General features: G+C 72.2%; 15 protein-coding genes and 1 pseudogene. 14 read left to right on the top strand and 2 right to left on the bottom strand.

Annotated features, from left to right (window positions below):
• The first annotated feature begins 56 nt into the window (after positions 1-56).
• Positions 57-488: a VOC family protein gene (locus ACIPXM_RS07810; RefSeq protein ID WP_401653096.1), complete on the top strand. Its 432-nt coding sequence runs from the start codon at positions 57-59 to the stop codon at positions 486-488.
• 36 nt (positions 489-524) lie between these two features.
• On the opposite strand, the pseudogene ACIPXM_RS07805 reads toward ACIPXM_RS07810, so the two are convergent.
• Positions 525-1,225 (bottom strand): annotated as a pseudogene (locus ACIPXM_RS07805) (helix-turn-helix domain-containing protein).
• Between the two features lie 335 nt (positions 1,226-1,560).
• Positions 1,561-2,616 carry a YihY/virulence factor BrkB family protein gene (locus ACIPXM_RS07800; RefSeq protein WP_401653680.1) on the bottom strand — a complete coding sequence of 352 codons (1,056 nt, stop codon included), beginning with the start codon at positions 2,614-2,616 and terminating at the stop codon, positions 1,561-1,563.
• Between the two features lie 158 nt (positions 2,617-2,774).
• Here ACIPXM_RS07800 and ACIPXM_RS07795 point away from each other — a divergent pair, with 158 nt between their 5' ends.
• From ACIPXM_RS07795 to ACIPXM_RS07735, 13 genes are all read left to right on the top strand, one after another.
• Positions 2,775-4,415, top strand: a complete 1,641-nt coding sequence (locus ACIPXM_RS07795) for an acyl-CoA dehydrogenase family protein (protein WP_401653094.1) — start codon at positions 2,775-2,777, stop codon at positions 4,413-4,415.
• 421 nt (positions 4,416-4,836) lie between these two features.
• A complete protein-coding gene (locus ACIPXM_RS07790) occupies positions 4,837-6,144 on the top strand; it encodes a GAF domain-containing protein (protein WP_401653092.1) in 1,308 nt (435 codons plus the stop codon).
• 149 nt (positions 6,145-6,293) lie between these two features.
• Positions 6,294-6,863, top strand: coding sequence for a GNAT family N-acetyltransferase (locus ACIPXM_RS07785; protein ID WP_401653090.1), 570 nt, complete (start codon positions 6,294-6,296; stop codon positions 6,861-6,863).
• A gap of 180 nt (positions 6,864-7,043) precedes the next feature.
• Positions 7,044-7,127, top strand: coding sequence for a putative leader peptide (locus ACIPXM_RS07780; protein ID WP_401653678.1), 84 nt, complete (start codon positions 7,044-7,046; stop codon positions 7,125-7,127).
• Positions 7,128-7,287: 160 nt separating this feature from the next.
• Complete coding sequence (locus ACIPXM_RS07775; RefSeq protein ID WP_401653088.1) at positions 7,288-8,985, top strand: nitrite/sulfite reductase; 1,698 nt, start codon at positions 7,288-7,290, stop codon at positions 8,983-8,985.
• A complete protein-coding gene (locus tag ACIPXM_RS07770) occupies positions 8,982-9,161 on the top strand; it encodes a hypothetical protein (protein WP_401653086.1) in 180 nt (59 codons plus the stop codon). Before ACIPXM_RS07775 ends, ACIPXM_RS07770 begins: the two co-directional genes overlap by 4 nt.
• Positions 9,158-9,874 carry a phosphoadenylyl-sulfate reductase gene (locus tag ACIPXM_RS07765; protein ID WP_401653083.1) on the top strand — a complete coding sequence of 239 codons (717 nt, stop codon included), beginning with the start codon at positions 9,158-9,160 and terminating at the stop codon, positions 9,872-9,874. Before ACIPXM_RS07770 ends, ACIPXM_RS07765 begins: the two co-directional genes overlap by 4 nt.
• The gene (gene cysC / locus ACIPXM_RS07760) at positions 9,871-10,491 is read left to right on the top strand and encodes an adenylyl-sulfate kinase (protein WP_401653081.1); all 621 of its coding nucleotides are present in this window, start codon (positions 9,871-9,873) and stop codon (positions 10,489-10,491) included. Before ACIPXM_RS07765 ends, cysC begins: the two co-directional genes overlap by 4 nt.
• Positions 10,488-11,423, top strand: coding sequence for a sulfate adenylyltransferase subunit CysD (cysD, locus tag ACIPXM_RS07755; RefSeq protein ID WP_401653079.1), 936 nt, complete (start codon positions 10,488-10,490; stop codon positions 11,421-11,423). The genes cysC and cysD overlap by 4 nt, the downstream gene beginning before the upstream one ends.
• Positions 11,424-11,425: 2 nt before the next feature.
• Complete coding sequence (locus ACIPXM_RS07750; protein ID WP_401653078.1) at positions 11,426-12,793, top strand: sulfate adenylyltransferase subunit 1; 1,368 nt, start codon at positions 11,426-11,428, stop codon at positions 12,791-12,793.
• A gap of 203 nt (positions 12,794-12,996) precedes the next feature.
• Complete coding sequence (locus ACIPXM_RS07745; protein ID WP_401653076.1) at positions 12,997-14,106, top strand: aliphatic sulfonate ABC transporter substrate-binding protein; 1,110 nt, start codon at positions 12,997-12,999, stop codon at positions 14,104-14,106.
• Between the two features lie 42 nt (positions 14,107-14,148).
• Complete coding sequence (locus ACIPXM_RS07740) at positions 14,149-14,940, top strand: ABC transporter ATP-binding protein (RefSeq protein WP_401653074.1); 792 nt, start codon at positions 14,149-14,151, stop codon at positions 14,938-14,940.
• On the top strand, positions 14,933-15,832 hold the full coding sequence (locus ACIPXM_RS07735; RefSeq protein WP_401653072.1) for an ABC transporter permease: 900 nt from the start codon (positions 14,933-14,935) through the stop codon (positions 15,830-15,832). The genes ACIPXM_RS07740 and ACIPXM_RS07735 overlap by 8 nt, the downstream gene beginning before the upstream one ends.
• Positions 15,833-15,835 lie beyond the last annotated feature (3 nt).

Here is a 15,835-nt window from a genome sequence, read left to right as displayed (position 1 = left end):
GCGCCGTGTCCGATCCGTACAAGACGGGCCGGAGGCGGCGCTCCTACGGTGGGCGGATGAACACGAACCAGCCCTCCCCCGCCGACGCCGCCGCCCCCTCCCCCCGGCTCGACGTGATCGGTCTCGTCACCGGCGACATGGCCGCCTCGCTCGCCTTCTACCGGCTGCTGGGGCTCGACGTCCCGCCCGCCGCCGACGGCGCCCCGCACGTCGAGGTCACCCTGCCGGGCGGGCTGCGGGTGCTGTGGGACACCGAGGAGACGATCCGGTCGTTCGATCCGGAGTGGACCCGGCCGAGCGGCGGCGAGCGGGTCGCCCTGGCGTTCCGCTGCGCGGATCCGGCCCAGGTCGACACGGTCCACGACCGGCTGGTCGCCGCCGGTCACCGCAGCCACCTGAAGCCGTGGGACGCCGTGTGGGGCCAGCGGTACGCGGTGGTGCTCGACCCGGACGGCACCGGCGTCTCGCTCTACGCGGACGCGTCCTGAGCGACGCGGGCGGCACGGGCCGGGTGGGCCGGGCGGTCAGGTCCCGGTCAGGTACTCGGTGAGGCTGAGGCCGGTCAGGGCGCGCATCTCGCGGGCCAGGTGGGCCTGGTCGGCGCAGCCCGCGCGGTACGCCGCCGTCGCGTACGGCACGCCGCCCGCGACGAGGGCGAGGGCGCGCTGCAGGCGCAGGATCCGGGCCAGGGTCTTGGGGCCGTAGCCGAAGGCGGCGAGCGAGCGCCGGTGCAGCTGCCGGACGCCGAACCCGGCCTCGTCGGCCGCGGCCCCGACCGGTGCGCCCGCCCGCAGCCGGGCGACGACGGCGCGCAGCCGGGGATCGGGCGGGGCCGCGTCGGCGGCCCGGCGCAGCACCAGGTCCTCCAGGGCGGTGGCGCGATCGGCGGCGTCGGTGATCCGGTCGGCGAGGGTACGGGCGGTACGGTCGCCCCAGAGCGCGGCGACGTCGGTACGGGTGTCCCGCAGCGCGGCGGCGTCGGTGCCGAGCACGCCGGGCGCCTCGCCGGGCGCGAACCGGACGCCCGCGTAGTGGGTGGCGGGCGCTCGGGGACGTACGCCGTGGTGTCGGGTCCGGCGACCAGGAGCCGCCCGTCGGCCCAGATCAGGTCCATGCAGCCGTCCGGCAGCACCGGGCGGACGCCGGCGTCCGCCGGGTCGGCGGCGCCGGTGGCGCGGGTCCAGACGACCGCTCCGGCGAGCCGGGCGGGGCGTTCCTCGTACACCTCATCAGCCTATGCCGATCCGCTGACACGGGCCCGGCGGCGGGACTTCGGCTCCGTGACGGCGACGGCGCGCGGCTGGTGCCACACCGTGGTGGTGACCTGAGCGGCCCGTGGCCCCCGGCCCCGGCCGGGACGTTTCGCCGCGGCCCCGCACCTCCCGCCGCGCCCCGCCCCTAGGCCGTGTCTTTTGGATCAGGCCGGATCAGGGAGCGGGGTCCGGTGCGTGCGATCGCAAGGCGGAGGAGGGAGTCAACGCGGAGCGTTGGCGACCGACGACAACGCGGCGAACGTGCGTGCCGGGCCCCGCGAGCCCGGCATGATCCGAAAGACACGGCCTAGTCCTTCTCCCACCCCGCGTGCAACCGCGACTTCACATCGTCCGGCGGCAGGAACCGCGACCACCGTTCCGGGAACTCCGACGGCATGTCCGGGTCGTCCTCGTCGACGTCGTCCGCCTCCGCGCGCAGCCGGGCGACCAGGTCCGCCGCCTGGACGGCGCGGGCGCGTTCGTTGGCCTCGCGGGCCGCGGCGGTGGCGACCGACGGCCAGACGCGGTCGATCGCCGCGTTCACCGCCGCGCCGACCAGGACCGCGAAGGCCGAGATGCCGATCCACAGCAGGACCGCGATGGGCGCCGCGAGCGAGCCGTAGATGGTGGGGCCCTCGACCTGGCTGGTGAGATAGATGCGGAGCAGGAAGCTGCCGAGCACCCACATGCCGAGGGCGACGAGCGCGCCGGGGATGTCCTCGATCCAGGGCGAGCGGACCGGTACGGACACGTGGTACAGGGTCGTCAGGAAGGCGATGGACAGCAGGATGACGGTCGGCCAGTAGGCGACGGAGACGAGTTCGGTGCCCCAGGGCAGCCACGCGACGAGCCGGTCGGGGCCGACCACGGCGAGCGGCAGGACGACCGCGCCGATGATGAGGGCGACGATGTAGAGCAGGAAGGCGAGCAGCCGGGTCTTGACGATGCCGCGGTGGCCGTCGAGGCCGTACATGACGGTGATGGTGTCGATGAAGACGTTCACCGCGCGGGAGCCCGACCACAGGGCGATGGCGAAGCCGAGGGAGATGAGTTCGGGCCGTTTGGCCTGGGTGACGTCCTCCAGGAGCGGGCGGGCCATCTCGTTCACGCCCCGGTCGGAGAGCACGGTGCGGGCGGCGTGGAGGATGTTCTCCTCGATGCTGGCGACGGTGTTGGTGTTGGTCCACTCGTCGGCGTAGCCGAGCAGCGCGATCAGGCCGAGCAGCAGCGGCGGCAGGGACAGCAGGGTGAAGAAGGCGGCTTCGGCGGCGAGGCCGAGGATGCGGTACTCGATGCACGAGTTGACCGTGTCCTTGAGCAGCAGCCAGACCAGCTTGCGCTTGGAGACGTTGCGGTAGAGCACGCGGGCGCGGTGGAGCCTGCTCCACGGCCGGCGCTCGGCGCGTTCGCCGCTCGCCGCGTGGTCGTCCGGCGCGCCGTGGTCGCCGGGCCCGCCGCGCTCCGGGCGGTCGCGTCGTTCGGGTGTTTCGTCTGCTGCCTGCACCTCCTTACCGTATCGGCATGGCAGCCGGCACCCACACCGTGACCAACCAGGCTCCGCCCCTGGTGGGATACGACATGTTCGCGACCGATCAGGCCCTGGCGGAGGCCGTACGGCGACACCTTCCGCCCGAGGTGTACGAGGAGGCCCGCGCCGAGCTGTCGGCGTTCGGGCTCGCGGCGGGATCGGCGCAGGTGGCGGAGTGGGGGCGGCTGGCGAACGAGTGTCCGCCGCGGCTGCGGACGCATGACCGGTACGGCAACCGGATCGACGAGGTCGAGTTCCATCCGGCCTGGCACCGGCTGCTCGGCCGGGGCGTGGCGGCGGGTCTGACCGACGCGTGGGGGCGGCCGGGTGGTCATGTCCGGCGGGCGGCGGGGTTCCTGCTGGCGTCTCAGGGCGAGGCCGGGCACGGCTGTCCGCTGTCGATGACGCACGCGGCGGTGCCCGCGCTGGCCGCCGACCCCGCGCTCGCGGCGGTGTGGCAGCCGTTGCTGACCTCGCGGGTGTACGAGCAGGGGCTGCGGCCGCCGCCGGCGAAGGCCGGTGTGCTGCTCGGGATGGGCATGACGGAGAAGCAGGGCGGCAGCGACGTCCGGGCGAACACCACCGAGGCGGTGCCGCTGGCCGAGGACGGCGCGTACGCGCTGCGCGGCCACAAGTGGTTCTGTTCGGCGCCGATGTCGGACGGTTTCCTGGTGCTCGCGCAGGCCCCGGCGGGGCTCACCTGCTTCCTGCTGCCCCGGGTGCTGCCCGACGGCTCGCGGAACGCGTTCGCGATCCAGCGGCTCAAGGACAAGCTGGGCAACCGGTCGAACGCCTCCGCCGAGGTGGAGTTCGACGGGTCGACGTGGGCGCGCCGGGTCGGCGAGGAGGGGCGCGGGGTCCGGGTCATCATCGAGATGGTGGCGGCGACCCGGCTCGACTGTGTGCTGGGGTCGGCGGCGCTGATGCGGCAGGCGGTGGCGCAGGCCGTGCACCACGCCTCGTACCGGAGCGCGTTCGGGGGTCCGCTGGCCGACAAGCCGCTGATGCGGAACGTGCTCGCCGATCTGGCGGTGGAGTCGGAGGCGGCGACGGTCCTCGGGCTTCGGCTCGCGGCGGCGTACGACGCGGGTACGGAGCAGGAGCGGGCGCTGCTGCGGATCGCGGTGCCGGTGGCGAAGTACTGGGTGACCAAGCGCTGTACGCCGCTGGTGGCGGAGGCGCTGGAGTGTCTGGGCGGGAACGGCTATGTGGAGGAGTCGGGGCTGCCCCGGCTGCTGCGCGAGTCACCGCTGAACTCGCTGTGGGAGGGCGCGGGCAATGTGCAGGCGCTCGATGTGCTGCGGGCGGTGCGGCGGGAGCCCGCCGCGCTGAACGCGTTCCTGCTGGAGCTGGGCCTGGCGCGGGGCGCGGACCACCGGCTGGACCGGGCGATCCGGGACATGCTGACCGAGCTGGCCGATCTGGAGGGCATCGAGGCGCGGGCCCGGCGGCTCGCGGAGCGGATGGCGCGGGTGCTCCAGGGGGCGCTCCTTGTGCGGTGGGCGCCGCCGGAGGTGGCGGACGCGTTCTGCGCGTCGCGGCTGGGCGGCGACTGGGGGGCGGCGTTCGGGACGCTGCCGCACACCCTGGACCTGGCGGCGGTGGTGGACCGGGCGCGTCCCGTGGCGCGGTGACCGGGCGGCGCCGAGGCGAGGGGGCGACGGGTCCACGGGTCCACGGGTCCACGACATCGTGACGTACGGGAGTTCGGGACGCCCTTCGCACGGGTGAGCCGCCGTGGGGTCGGCGAGCGTGCGGGGCGCGGGGCGGCGCACGGTGGGGAGCGCGGGCGGGCGCCGGTACGCACGAGAAAGCCGAGGGTGGTGCTGCGCCGACACGGCACCACCCTCCGCTTCGGTTCCACCCTCACGCACCGGGGCGGGGGTTGCCAGAGTTGCAAGAGGTTGCAGGATTACCGGAAGCAGCCCGCGCGTGTCGCTGTGGAGCGGCACGATGGGCGCCGGGACACCGCGAGTGCAGAACCGATACGGCAACGACGACGGAACCGACGGAACCGATGGAGCAGTGGGCGTGGGCGTGGCTGGGAGGGACCCGATGAACCGAGCGCAGGTCGACCTGAACCGGCTGTCCGTGATGGACGCCGCCCATGCCGGCCGGCTGCTGCACCGGGTCCGGGAGGAGACGCTGGCCGGGCGGACCCCGCCGGTGGCGCCCCGCGCGGTGATCGACGCGTCCTGGCAGCGGATGTTCCGGCTCGGCCTGGACCCCGACCAGACCACCAGCAGTGTGCTGCTCCAGCGCGACGAACTGGAGGAGCGGCGCCGCCACACGGTGCTCGGCGAGGTGATGCGGACGCTGAGCGCCGGGCTCGCGGGGATCGCGGACGCCTCGATGCAGATCATGGTGGTGACCGACGAGCAGGGCCGGGTGCTCTGGCGGGAGGGCAACCTGGCGGTGCTGCGGCAGGCGAACGGGATCTGTCTGGAGGAGGGCGCGGCCTGGAGCGAGCACGCCACCGGCACCAACGCGGTGGGCACGGCGCTCGCCATGAACCGGGCGGTGCAGGTGCACTCGGCCGAGCACTTCGTGCAGACCCTGCACAACTGGACCTGCGCCGCCGCGCCCGTGCACGATCCGCGCGATCAGCGGCTGCTCGGGATCGTGGACGTGTCGGGTCCGGCGTCCAGCTTCCATCCGGCGACGCTGGCCCTGGTCGGTTCGGTGGCGCAGCTGGCCGAGGCCGAGATGCGGGACCGGCATCTGCGGTCGATCGAGCGGCTGCGTTCGGTGGCGGCGCCGATCCTGTGCCGGGTGGGCGGCCGGGCGATCGCGGTCGACACCCATGGCTGGACGGCGGCGGTGACCGGGATGGCGCCGGTGGACCGGCTCGCGCTGCCGAAGTCGTTCCGGGCCGGTCCGGTGTGGCTGCCGTCGCTCGGGATGTGCGCGGTGGAGCCGCTGCCGGGCGGCTGGCTGCTGCGGGTCGAGGAGCGGGCCGGGGCGGTGGACCGGACGGCGGCGGGCGAGGCGGCGAGCCGGGTGGTGCTCGACGTCAGCGCGCCGCGCCGCTGGACGGTGTCGGTGTCCGGGGCGGCCGGGAGCTGGACCCTGGAGCTCAGCCCGCGCCATGCCGAGCTGCTCTATCTGCTCGCGCTGCGCCCGGAGGGGCGGACGGCGGCGGAGCTGGCGGAGGACGTGTTCGGCGACCGGACCAGGACGGTGACGGTACGGGCCGAGATGTCGCGGGTGCGGCGGAATCTGGCGGGGGTCCTGGCCCATCGCCCGTACCGCTTCAGCGAGGAGGTCGAGGTGGAGCTGCGGCGCCCGGCGCACCCGGCCGATCTGCTGCCGCAGTCGACGGCTCCTGCGGTGCTCGCGGCGCGGACGGCGATGCGGGCGTGAGGGGTACGGGGCCCGGGCGGCGCCCCGGGGCCGGGGGCGGGCCCGGGCGCGGCGTCCACGGGTCGGTCAGCAGTCCACATACCGGACAGTGCAGGTCGTCACGGTCGTCCACACTGGGAATCCTGGCTTCCGCGTGATCCGATGAGCACATGAGCATCACTCTCACCACCTGGTCCCTGGAACAGACCTCGCCGTCCGACCTCCGTCCGGTCCCCGCCCCCGAGGGCCGGGACCTCCGGATCGTCCGGGCCGGGGTGCCCTCGGCGGAGTTCAGCCGCTTCCTCTATACGGCGGTCGGCGGCGACATCCGCTGGACCGACCGGCTCTCCCTCAGCTACCCGCGGTGGCAGGAGATCGTCGAGAAGCCGGGCGCCGAGATCTGGGTGGCGTACGAGCAGGGCACGCCGGCCGGGTACGTGGAGCTGGACCCGCAGGACGACGGCGTGGTGGAGATCGTCTACTTCGGCCTGATCCCGGCGTTCCGGGGCCGCGGCATCGGCGGCCATCTGCTCGCCGAGGGGGTGGCGCGCGCCTGGGACCTGGCCGAGCGCTGGCCGGACCGGGCGCCGACCAAGCGGGTGTGGCTGCACACCTGCTCGCTGGACGGCGAGCACGCGATGGCGAACTACGAGCGGCGCGGGTTCCGGCTGTTCGACACGAAGACCGAGGAGATCGAGGAGCCCGCGAATCCGGGCCCGTGGCCGGGCGCCCACGCCTAGGGCGTGTTGCGAAAGTCCCGCCTGCCCCGCGACACGACGCCGCACCGCACCCTCCGAAGGGGCCCTGAGCTGGGCCCCTTTTGCGTGACCCGCGCCACACCATCTCGTACAGCGAGACAGCAATGTCCATATCCCGGACATTGCTGGACTGGGTCCAAAGTCCCGTGACACGCTTCCGTCATGTCTGGAACCGGAATTGCCTTGGTGAGTCGGCGGCACGTCGACCTCGGCCGCATGGCCAGCGCCATCTGTCCGGCGCGCTGATCCTCAGCACCGCCGAGCTCTTCCCCTCCTGATCTCCGATCGTCTGATCTTTCGATCCTCCTGACGTCCCGCTCTCTGCGCACCGCCGCGCCACCCTCTTACCCGAGCGCGAGTGTGCAGGTCAGAGCCGCCCTCTCGCAGTCCCGAAGGACACATCGCCATGGCCGCCACCCCGGAAAACCCCACACCCGCCGCCGCACGCCGCAAGACCGGGCGCCACCGTGGCGAGGGTCAGTGGGCCGCGGGGCACTTCACCCCGCTGAACGGCAATGAGCAGTTCAAGAAGGACGACGACGGTCTCAATGTGCGGACACGTATTGAGACGATCTACTCGAAGCGCGGATTCGACTCGATCGACCCCAATGACCTGCGGGGCCGGATGCGCTGGTGGGGCCTCTACACGCAGCGGCGGGAGGGCCTGGACGGCACCAAGACCGGCGTTCTGGAGCCGGAGGAGCTGGACGCCGAGTTCTTCATGCTGCGCGTCCGGATCGACGGCGGCCGGCTGACCACCGAGCAGCTGCGGGTGATCGGCGAGATCTCCCAGGAGTTCGCGCGGGGCACCGCCGACCTCACGGACCGGCAGAACGTCCAGTACCACTGGATCCGCATCGAGGACGTCCCGGAGATCTGGAACCGCCTGGAGGCGGTCGGCCTGTCGACCACCGAGGCGTGCGGTGACACCCCGCGCGTCATCCTCGGCTCGCCGCTCGCGGGCATCGCCGCCGACGAGATCATCGACGGCACCCCCGCGATCGACGAGATCTACCGCCGCATCGTCGGCAACCCGGACTTCTCCAACCTGCCCCGCAAGTTCAAGTCCGCGATCTCCGGCTCGCCGCTGCTCGACGTGGCGCACGAGATCAACGACATGGCCTTCGTCGGGGTGAACCACCCCGAGCACGGTCCCGGCTTCGACGTCTGGGTCGGCGGCGGTCTGTCCACCAACCCCAAGCTCGGCGTCCGGCTCGGCACCTGGGTCCCGCTCGACGAGGTCCCGGACATCTACGAGGGCGTCATCTCGATCTTCCGCGACTACGGCTACCGCCGACTGCGCAACCGCGCCCGGCTGAAGTTCCTGGTCGCCGACTGGGGCCCGGAGAAGTTCCGCCAGGTCCTGGAGGACGACTACCTGGGGCGCAAGCTGATCGACGGCCCCGCGCCCGAGCAGCCGGCCGGCCAGTGGCGCGACCACGTGGGCGTCCACCGGCAGCGGGACGGCCGCTTCTACGTGGGCTTCGCCCCGCGCGTCGGCCGGGTCGACGGCGCGACCCTGACGAAGATCGCCGAGATCGCCGAGGCGCACGGCTCCGGCCGGGTGCGCACCACCGCCGAGCAGAAGATGGTGGTCCTCGACATCGAGGAGGCGCAGGTCGAGTCGATCGTCGCCGCCCTGGAGTCGCTGGACCTGCGGGTCACCCCCTCGCCGTTCCGGCGCGGCACGATGGCCTGCACCGGCATCGAGTTCTGCAAGCTGGCGATCGTCGAGACCAAGGCGCGCGGCGCCTCGCTGATCGACGAACTGGAGCGCCGGATCCCGGACTTCGACGAGCCGATCACCATCAACATCAACGGCTGCCCGAACGCCTGCGCCCGCATCCAGGTCGCCGACATCGGCCTCAAGGGCCAGCTGGTCCTGGACGACGAAGGCAACCGGGTCGAGGGCTACCAGGTGCACCTCGGCGGCGCGCTCGGTCTGGAGGCCGGGTTCGGCCGCAAGGTGCGCGGTCTCAAGGTGACCTCGGCCGAGCTGCCGGACTACGTCGAGCGGCTGCTCACCCGCTTCCAGGCGGAGCGCGCCGACGGCGAGCGCTTCGCGGTCTGGGCGGCGCGTGCTTCGGAGGAGGCGCTGTCATGAGCGAGCGGGCCGCCCCCTTCCACTGCCCCTACTGCGGGGACGAGGACCTGCGTCCGGGCGAGCAGGGTCATGGCGCCTGGGAATGCGCCGCGTGCAGCCGAGCCTTCCAGTTGAAGTTCCTGGGGCTGCTCGCCCCCGGAACTTTCGGCAACTCCACTGGAGGGAACGAGATATGACGATCAGTCAGATCGATCAGGACGCGACCGCGGCCGACCTGAAGGCACTCGCCGAGCAGGCCGGCCGTGACCTGGAGGACGCCTCCGCGCTCGACATCCTGCGCTGGGCCACCGGCACCTTCGGCAAGGAGTTCTGCGTCACCTCCTCCATGGAGGACGCGGTCGTCGCCCATCTCGCCTCGCGGGCCATGCCCGGCGTGGACGTGGTCTTCCTCGACACCGGCTACCACTTCGAGGAGACCATCGGCACCCGGGACGCCGTCGACGCCGTCATGGACGTCCGTGTGATCACCCTGACCCCGCGCCGGACGGTCGCGGAGCAGGACGCCGAGTACGGCCCGAAGCTGCACGACCGCGACCCCGACCTGTGCTGCGCGCTGCGCAAGGTCACCCCGCTCCAGGAGGGCCTGACCGGCTACCGCGCCTGGGCCACCGGGCTGCGCCGCGACGAGTCCCCGACCCGGGCCGACACCCCGGTGGTCGGCTGGGACGAGAAGCGGCGGAAGGTGAAGGTCTCGCCGATCGCGCGCTGGACGCAGGACGACGTCGAGGCGTACGTCGCCGAGCACGGCGTGCTCACCAACCCGCTGCTCATGGACGGGTACGCCTCCGTCGGCTGCGCGCCCTGCACCCGCCGGGTCCTCGACGGCGAGGACGCGCGGGCCGGCCGCTGGGCCGGCCGCACCAAGACCGAGTGCGGGCTGCACGCATGACGGACCTTCAGGAAACGACCGTGAGCAACACCACCGGCAGGACCGCAGGCAAGGCAGTCCAGGACGTTCAGGAGACGACGCTCGTGACGGGTGCCACCATCTGGCTGACCGGTCTGCCCAGCGCGGGCAAGACCACCATCGCCCACGAACTGGCCGGGCGGCTCCGCGCGGAGGGCCACCGGGTCGAGATCCTCGACGGCGACGAGATCCGCGAGTTCCTCTCGGCGGGCCTCGGCTTCACCCGCGAGGACCGGCACACCAATGTGCAGCGGATCGGCTTCGTCGCCGAACTGCTCGCCTCGCACGGCGTGAAGGTCCTCGTCCCGGTCATCGCCCCGTACGCCGACAGCCGCGAGGCGGTCCGCAAGCGGCACGCCGCCGAGGGCACCCGCTACGTCGAGGTGCACATCGCGACCCCGCTCGACGTGTGCGCGGTCCGTGACGTCAAGGGCCTGTACGCCAAGCAGGCGGCGGGCGAGATCAGCGGCCTGACCGGGGTCGACGACCCGTACGAGGTCCCCGAGTCGCCCGATCTGCGCATCGAGTCCCACACCCAGACCGTCCAGGAGTCGGCGGCGGCCCTCCACGCGCTGCTCACCGAGAGGGGTCTCTCATGACCACCGTGGCTCATGTTCACGACAGCACGGACAGCCCGTTCGCGCTGACGCACCTCGACTCCCTGGAGTCCGAGGCCGTCCACATCTTCCGTGAGGTGGCGGGCGAGTTCGAGCGGCCGGTGATCCTGTTCTCCGGCGGCAAGGACTCCATCGTCATGCTGCACCTGGCGCTGAAGGCGTTCGCCCCCGCGGCGATCCCGTTCACGCTGCTGCACGTCGACACCGGGCACAACTTCCCCGAGGTCATCGAGTACCGCGACCGGGTGGTCGCCGAGCACGGGCTGCGGCTGCACGTCGCCTCCGTGCAGGACTACATCGACGCGGGCACGCTGCGCGAGCGCCCCGACGGCACCCGCAACCCGCTGCAGACCGTGCCGCTGACCGAGGCGATCCAGCGGCACCGGTTCGACGCCGTGTTCGGCGGCGGGCGGCGCGACGAGGAGAAGGCCCGCGCCAAGGAGCGGGTGTTCAGCCTGCGCGACGAGTTCTCCCAGTGGGACCCGCGCCGCCAGCGCCCCGAGCTGTGGCAGCTCTACAACGGCCGGCACGCCGCCGGTGAGCACGTCCGGGTCTTCCCGCTGTCCAACTGGACCGAGCTGGACGTCTGGCAGTACATCCAGCGCGAGAAGATCGCGCTGCCGGAGATCTACTTCGCGCACGAGCGCGAGGTGTTCCAGCGGAACGGGATGTGGCTGACCGCGGGCGAGTGGGGCGGCCCGAAGGAGACCGAGTCCGTCGAGACCCGGCTGATCCGCTACCGCACCGTCGGCGACATGTCCTGCACCGGCGCGGTGGACTCCGAGGCCACCACCCTGGAGGCGGTGATCCTGGAGATCGCCGCGTCCCGGCTGACCGAACGGGGCGCCACCCGCGCGGACGACAAGATGTCCGAGGCCGCGATGGAAGACCGCAAGCGCGAGGGGTACTTCTAACCATGAGCACGTCCACCGAACAGCCCACCTCCGGGCACGCCGAGCTCGCGGCCACCACCCTGCTGCGGTTCGCCACCGCCGGTTCCGTCGACGACGGCAAGTCCACCCTGGTGGGCCGGCTGCTGCACGACTCCAAGTCGGTCCTCGCCGACCAGCTGGAGGCGGTCGAGCACGCGTCCCGGTCGCGCGGCCAGGAGGCCCCCGACCTGGCGCTGCTCACCGACGGCCTGCGGGCCGAGCGCGAGCAGGGCATCACCATCGACGTGGCCTACCGCTACTTCGCCACCCCGCGCCGCCGCTTCATCCTGGCCGACACCCCCGGGCACGTGCAGTACACCCGGAACATGGTGACCGGCGCCTCCACCGCCGAGCTGGCCGTGGTCCTGGTCGACGCCCGCAACGGCGTCGTCGAGCAGACCCGCAGGCACGCCGCCGTCGCGGCGCTGCTCCGTGTCCCGCACGTGGTCCTCGCGGTCAACAAGATGGACCTGGTGGAGTACCGGGAGGCCGTCTTCGCCGCGATCGCCGAGGAGTTCACGACGTACGCCTCCGAGCTCGGCGTCCCGGAGATCACCGCGATCCCGATCTCGGCGCTCGCCGGGGACAACGTGGTGGAGCCGTCCGCCAACATGGACTGGTACGGCGGCCCGACGGTCCTGGAGCACCTGGAGACGGTGCCGGTCAGCCACGATCTGACGGCCTGTCACGCCCGGTTCCCGGTGCAGTACGTGATCCGTCCGCAGACCGCCGAACACCCCGACTACCGGGGCTACGCGGGGCAGATCGCGGCCGGCGCGTTCCGGGTCGGCGAGGAGATCACCGTACTGCCGTCGGGCAAGCGGTCGACGATCAGCGCGATCGACGCGCTCGGCGAGTCGGTGGACATCGCGTGGGCGCCGCAGTCGGTGACGATCCGGCTCGCCGACGACATCGACATCTCCCGCGGCGACCTGCTGGCACCGGTCTCGGACGCCCCGGCGACCAGCCAGGACGTCGAGGCGACCGTCTGCCACGTGGCGGACCGGCCGCTGGCCGTCGGGCAGCGGGTGCTGCTCAAGCACACCACCCGCACGGTCAAGGCGATCGTCAAGGAGATCCCGTCCCGGCTCACCCTGGACGACCTCTCCCAGCACCCGGAGCCCGGGCAGCTGGTCACCAACGACATCGGCCGGGTGAAGGTGCGCACCGCCGAGCCGCTGGCGCTCGACGCGTACGCCGACTCGCGGCGCACCGGCTCGTTCCTGCTGATCGACCCGGCGGACGGCACCACGCTCGCGGCCGGGATGGCGGGCGAGTCGTTCGCCGCCGGCAAGGCCGGCCAGGACGTCGCCGCTCCCGCGGCGGCCGACGAGGAAGGCTGGGACTTCTGACATGACGAAGGACGTCTACGCCACCTTCGCGAAGGAGGGCGGCCGGGTGGGCTCCGGCGCCCTCGGCGCGGGCATGGGAGGTGTCGCGCGATGTGTGCGCTGACCTCGCCGAACCACCCGCTCCACCCGTGCGCGGCGCTCGACCTCGGGCGCCGACATCGACACAGACTTCGCAGACGCTGAAATCGAGGGGACCAACTCCCGTGCCTGCCACCACCCGCACCACCCTGCGCCGCGGCATCGCCGCCGCCGCCGCACTGCCCCTGCTGATCGGGGCGCTCGCCTCGTGCGGTTACGGCTCCGACGCCAAGAACGACGAGAAGAAGGTGGCCGCGGAGGGCAAGAAGCTCTCCGCCGACACCGTACGGCTCGGGTACTTCCCCAATCTGACGCACGCCACCGCCCTGGTCGGCGACCAGGAGGGTCTGTTCCAGAAGGAGCTCGGCGGTACGGCGCTCAAGACGTCGACCTTCAACGCCGGCCCCTCCGAGATCGAGGCGCTCAACGCGGGCTCGATCGACATCGGCTTCATCGGCCCCTCGCCGTCGATCAACGGCTACACCAAGTCCAAGGGCAGCAACCTGCGGATCGTCGGCGGCTCGGCCTCCGGCGGTGTGAAGCTGGTGGTGAACCCGGACAAGATCAAGTCCGTGGACGACGTCAAGGGCAAGCGGATCGCCACCCCGCAGCTCGGCAACACCCAGGACGTGGCCTTCCTCAACTGGGTCGCCGAGAAGGGCTGGAAGGTCGACTCGCAGAGCGGCAAGGGTGATGTGTCGGTGCTCCGCACCGACAACAAGGTGACCCCGGACGCCTACAAGTCCGGTTCCATCGACGGCGCCTGGGTGCCGGAGCCGACCGCGTCGAAGCTGGTCTCCGAGGGCGCCAAGGTGCTGCTCGACGAGTCCGACCTGTGGCCGGACAAGAAGTTCGTCATCACCAACATCATCGTGTCGCAGAAGTTCCTCAAGGAGCACCCCGACGTGGTGGAGGCGGTGCTGCGCGGCTCGGTGAAGACCAACGCGTGGATCAACGCCAACCCGGACAAGGCGAAGGCGTCCGCCAACGCCAAGCTGAAGGAGCTGTCCGGCAAGGCCCTCGGTGACAAGGTCATCGACGGCGCCTGGCCGTCGATCACGTTCACCGACGACCCGCTGGCCGCCACCCTCCAGGCGCAGGCCGACCACGCCGTCAAGGCGGGCCTCCTGAAGGCTCCCGACCTGGCCGGCATCTACGACCTGAAGCCGCTCAACAAGGTGCTGAAGGCCGAGGGCAAGACCGAGGTGTCCGACGCCGGTCTCGGCGTGAAGTAACCAGTCCCCAGCCCGAGTTCAGCTATCCAGGAGGTGACGACCATGGCCACGACCACCACGCTCGCCAAGGCCGACGACCGCGTCCGCGCGGCCGGTCACGCCGCGCGCCTCGCGCACGTCTCGAAGTCCTTCGGCGGCCCCGGCGGCGGGCAGCTCGTCCTCGACGACATCTCGCTCGATGTCGCGCCGGGCGAGTTCGTCACCCTCCTGGGGGCCTCGGGCTGCGGCAAGTCCACTCTGCTCAACCTGGTCGCCGGGCTCGACCGGCCGTCCGCGGGGTCCATCGACACCCCGGGCGGCCGGCCGGCCCTGATGTTCCAGGAGCACGCCCTCTTCCCGTGGCTCACCGCGGGCAAGAACATCGAACTCGCCCTGAAGCTGCGCGGGTTGCCGAAGGCCGAGCGCCGTCCGGAGGCCGAGCGGCTGCTCGAACTCGTGCGGCTCGGCGGCAGCTTCGACAAGCGGGTGCACGAACTCTCCGGCGGCATGCGCCAGCGCGTCGCCCTCGCCCGGGCGCTCGCCCAGGCCAGCGACCTGCTCCTGATGGACGAGCCGTTCGCCGCGCTCGACGCGATCACCCGGGACGTGCTGCACGACGAGCTGACCCGGATCTGGCGCGAGACCAAGGTGTCGGTGCTGTTCGTCACCCACAACGTGCGCGAGGCGGTACGGCTCGCCGAGCGGGTCGTGCTGCTCTCCTCGCGCCCCGGCCGGATCGCCCGGGAGTGGACCATCGACATCCCGCAGCCGCGCCGCATCGAGGACGCCGCCGTGGCGGAGCTGTCCATCGAGATCACCGAACAACTGCGTGGGGAGATCCGCCGCCATGGCTAGGACTGAGACGACGACCGCGGACGCGGCCGTCAAGGCCGACGACCTGGCGGGTCTCGAAGCCGGGCTCGACGCGCTCGACAGCGTGCAGATCCACCGGACCCCGGTCCGCGAGGTGCTGCTCAAGAAGGTGCTGCCGCCGGTCCTGGCGATCGTCCTGGTCCTGGTGGCGTGGCAGCTCCTGGTCACCCTGAAGGTCACCGACGAGGGCAAGCTGCCGTCGCCGGGCGCGGTGTGGGCCAGCCTCACCGACATGTGGCTCCAGGGCACCCTGCTCGACGTGCTGTGGACCAGTGTGTCCCGGGCGCTGCTCGGCTTCCTGCTGGCCCTCGCCATCGGCACGCCGCTCGGTCTGGTGGTCGCCCGGGTGGGCGTGATCAGGACCGCGATCGGCCCGATCCTGTCCGGGCTCCAGTCGCTGCCCTCGGTCGCCTGGGTGGCGCCCGCGGTGCTGTGGCTGGGCCTCAACGACTCGATGATGTTCGCGGTGATCCTGCTCGGCGCGGTGCCGTCGATCGCCAACGGCCTGGTGGCGGGCGTCGACCAGGTGCCGCCGCTGTTCCTGCGGGCCGGGCGTACGCTCGGCGCGACCGGGCTCAAGGGCGCCTGGCACATCGTGATGCCGGCCGCGCTGCCGGGCTACCTCGCCGGTCTGAAGCAGGGCTGGGCGTTCTCCTGGCGGTCGCTGATGGCGGCGGAGATCATCGCCTCCTCGCCCGATCTGGGCCTGGGCCTCGGCCAGTTGCTGGAGAACGGCCGGAACAACTTCGACATGCCGGGCATCTTCCTGGCGATCATCCTGATCCTGCTGGTCGGTGTCGCCATCGACCTGCTCATCTTCAGCCCGCTGGAGCGCACGGTGCTGCGCCGCCGCGGCCTGCTGGTGAAGGGCTGATCC

The organism is Streptomyces sp. NPDC090025, from assembly GCF_044748125.1.
GTDB lineage: Bacteria > Actinomycetota > Actinomycetes > Streptomycetales > Streptomycetaceae > Streptomyces.
The sequence above is the reverse complement of the archived record's forward strand: the minus strand, read 5'-3'. Positions and strand labels throughout refer to the sequence as shown.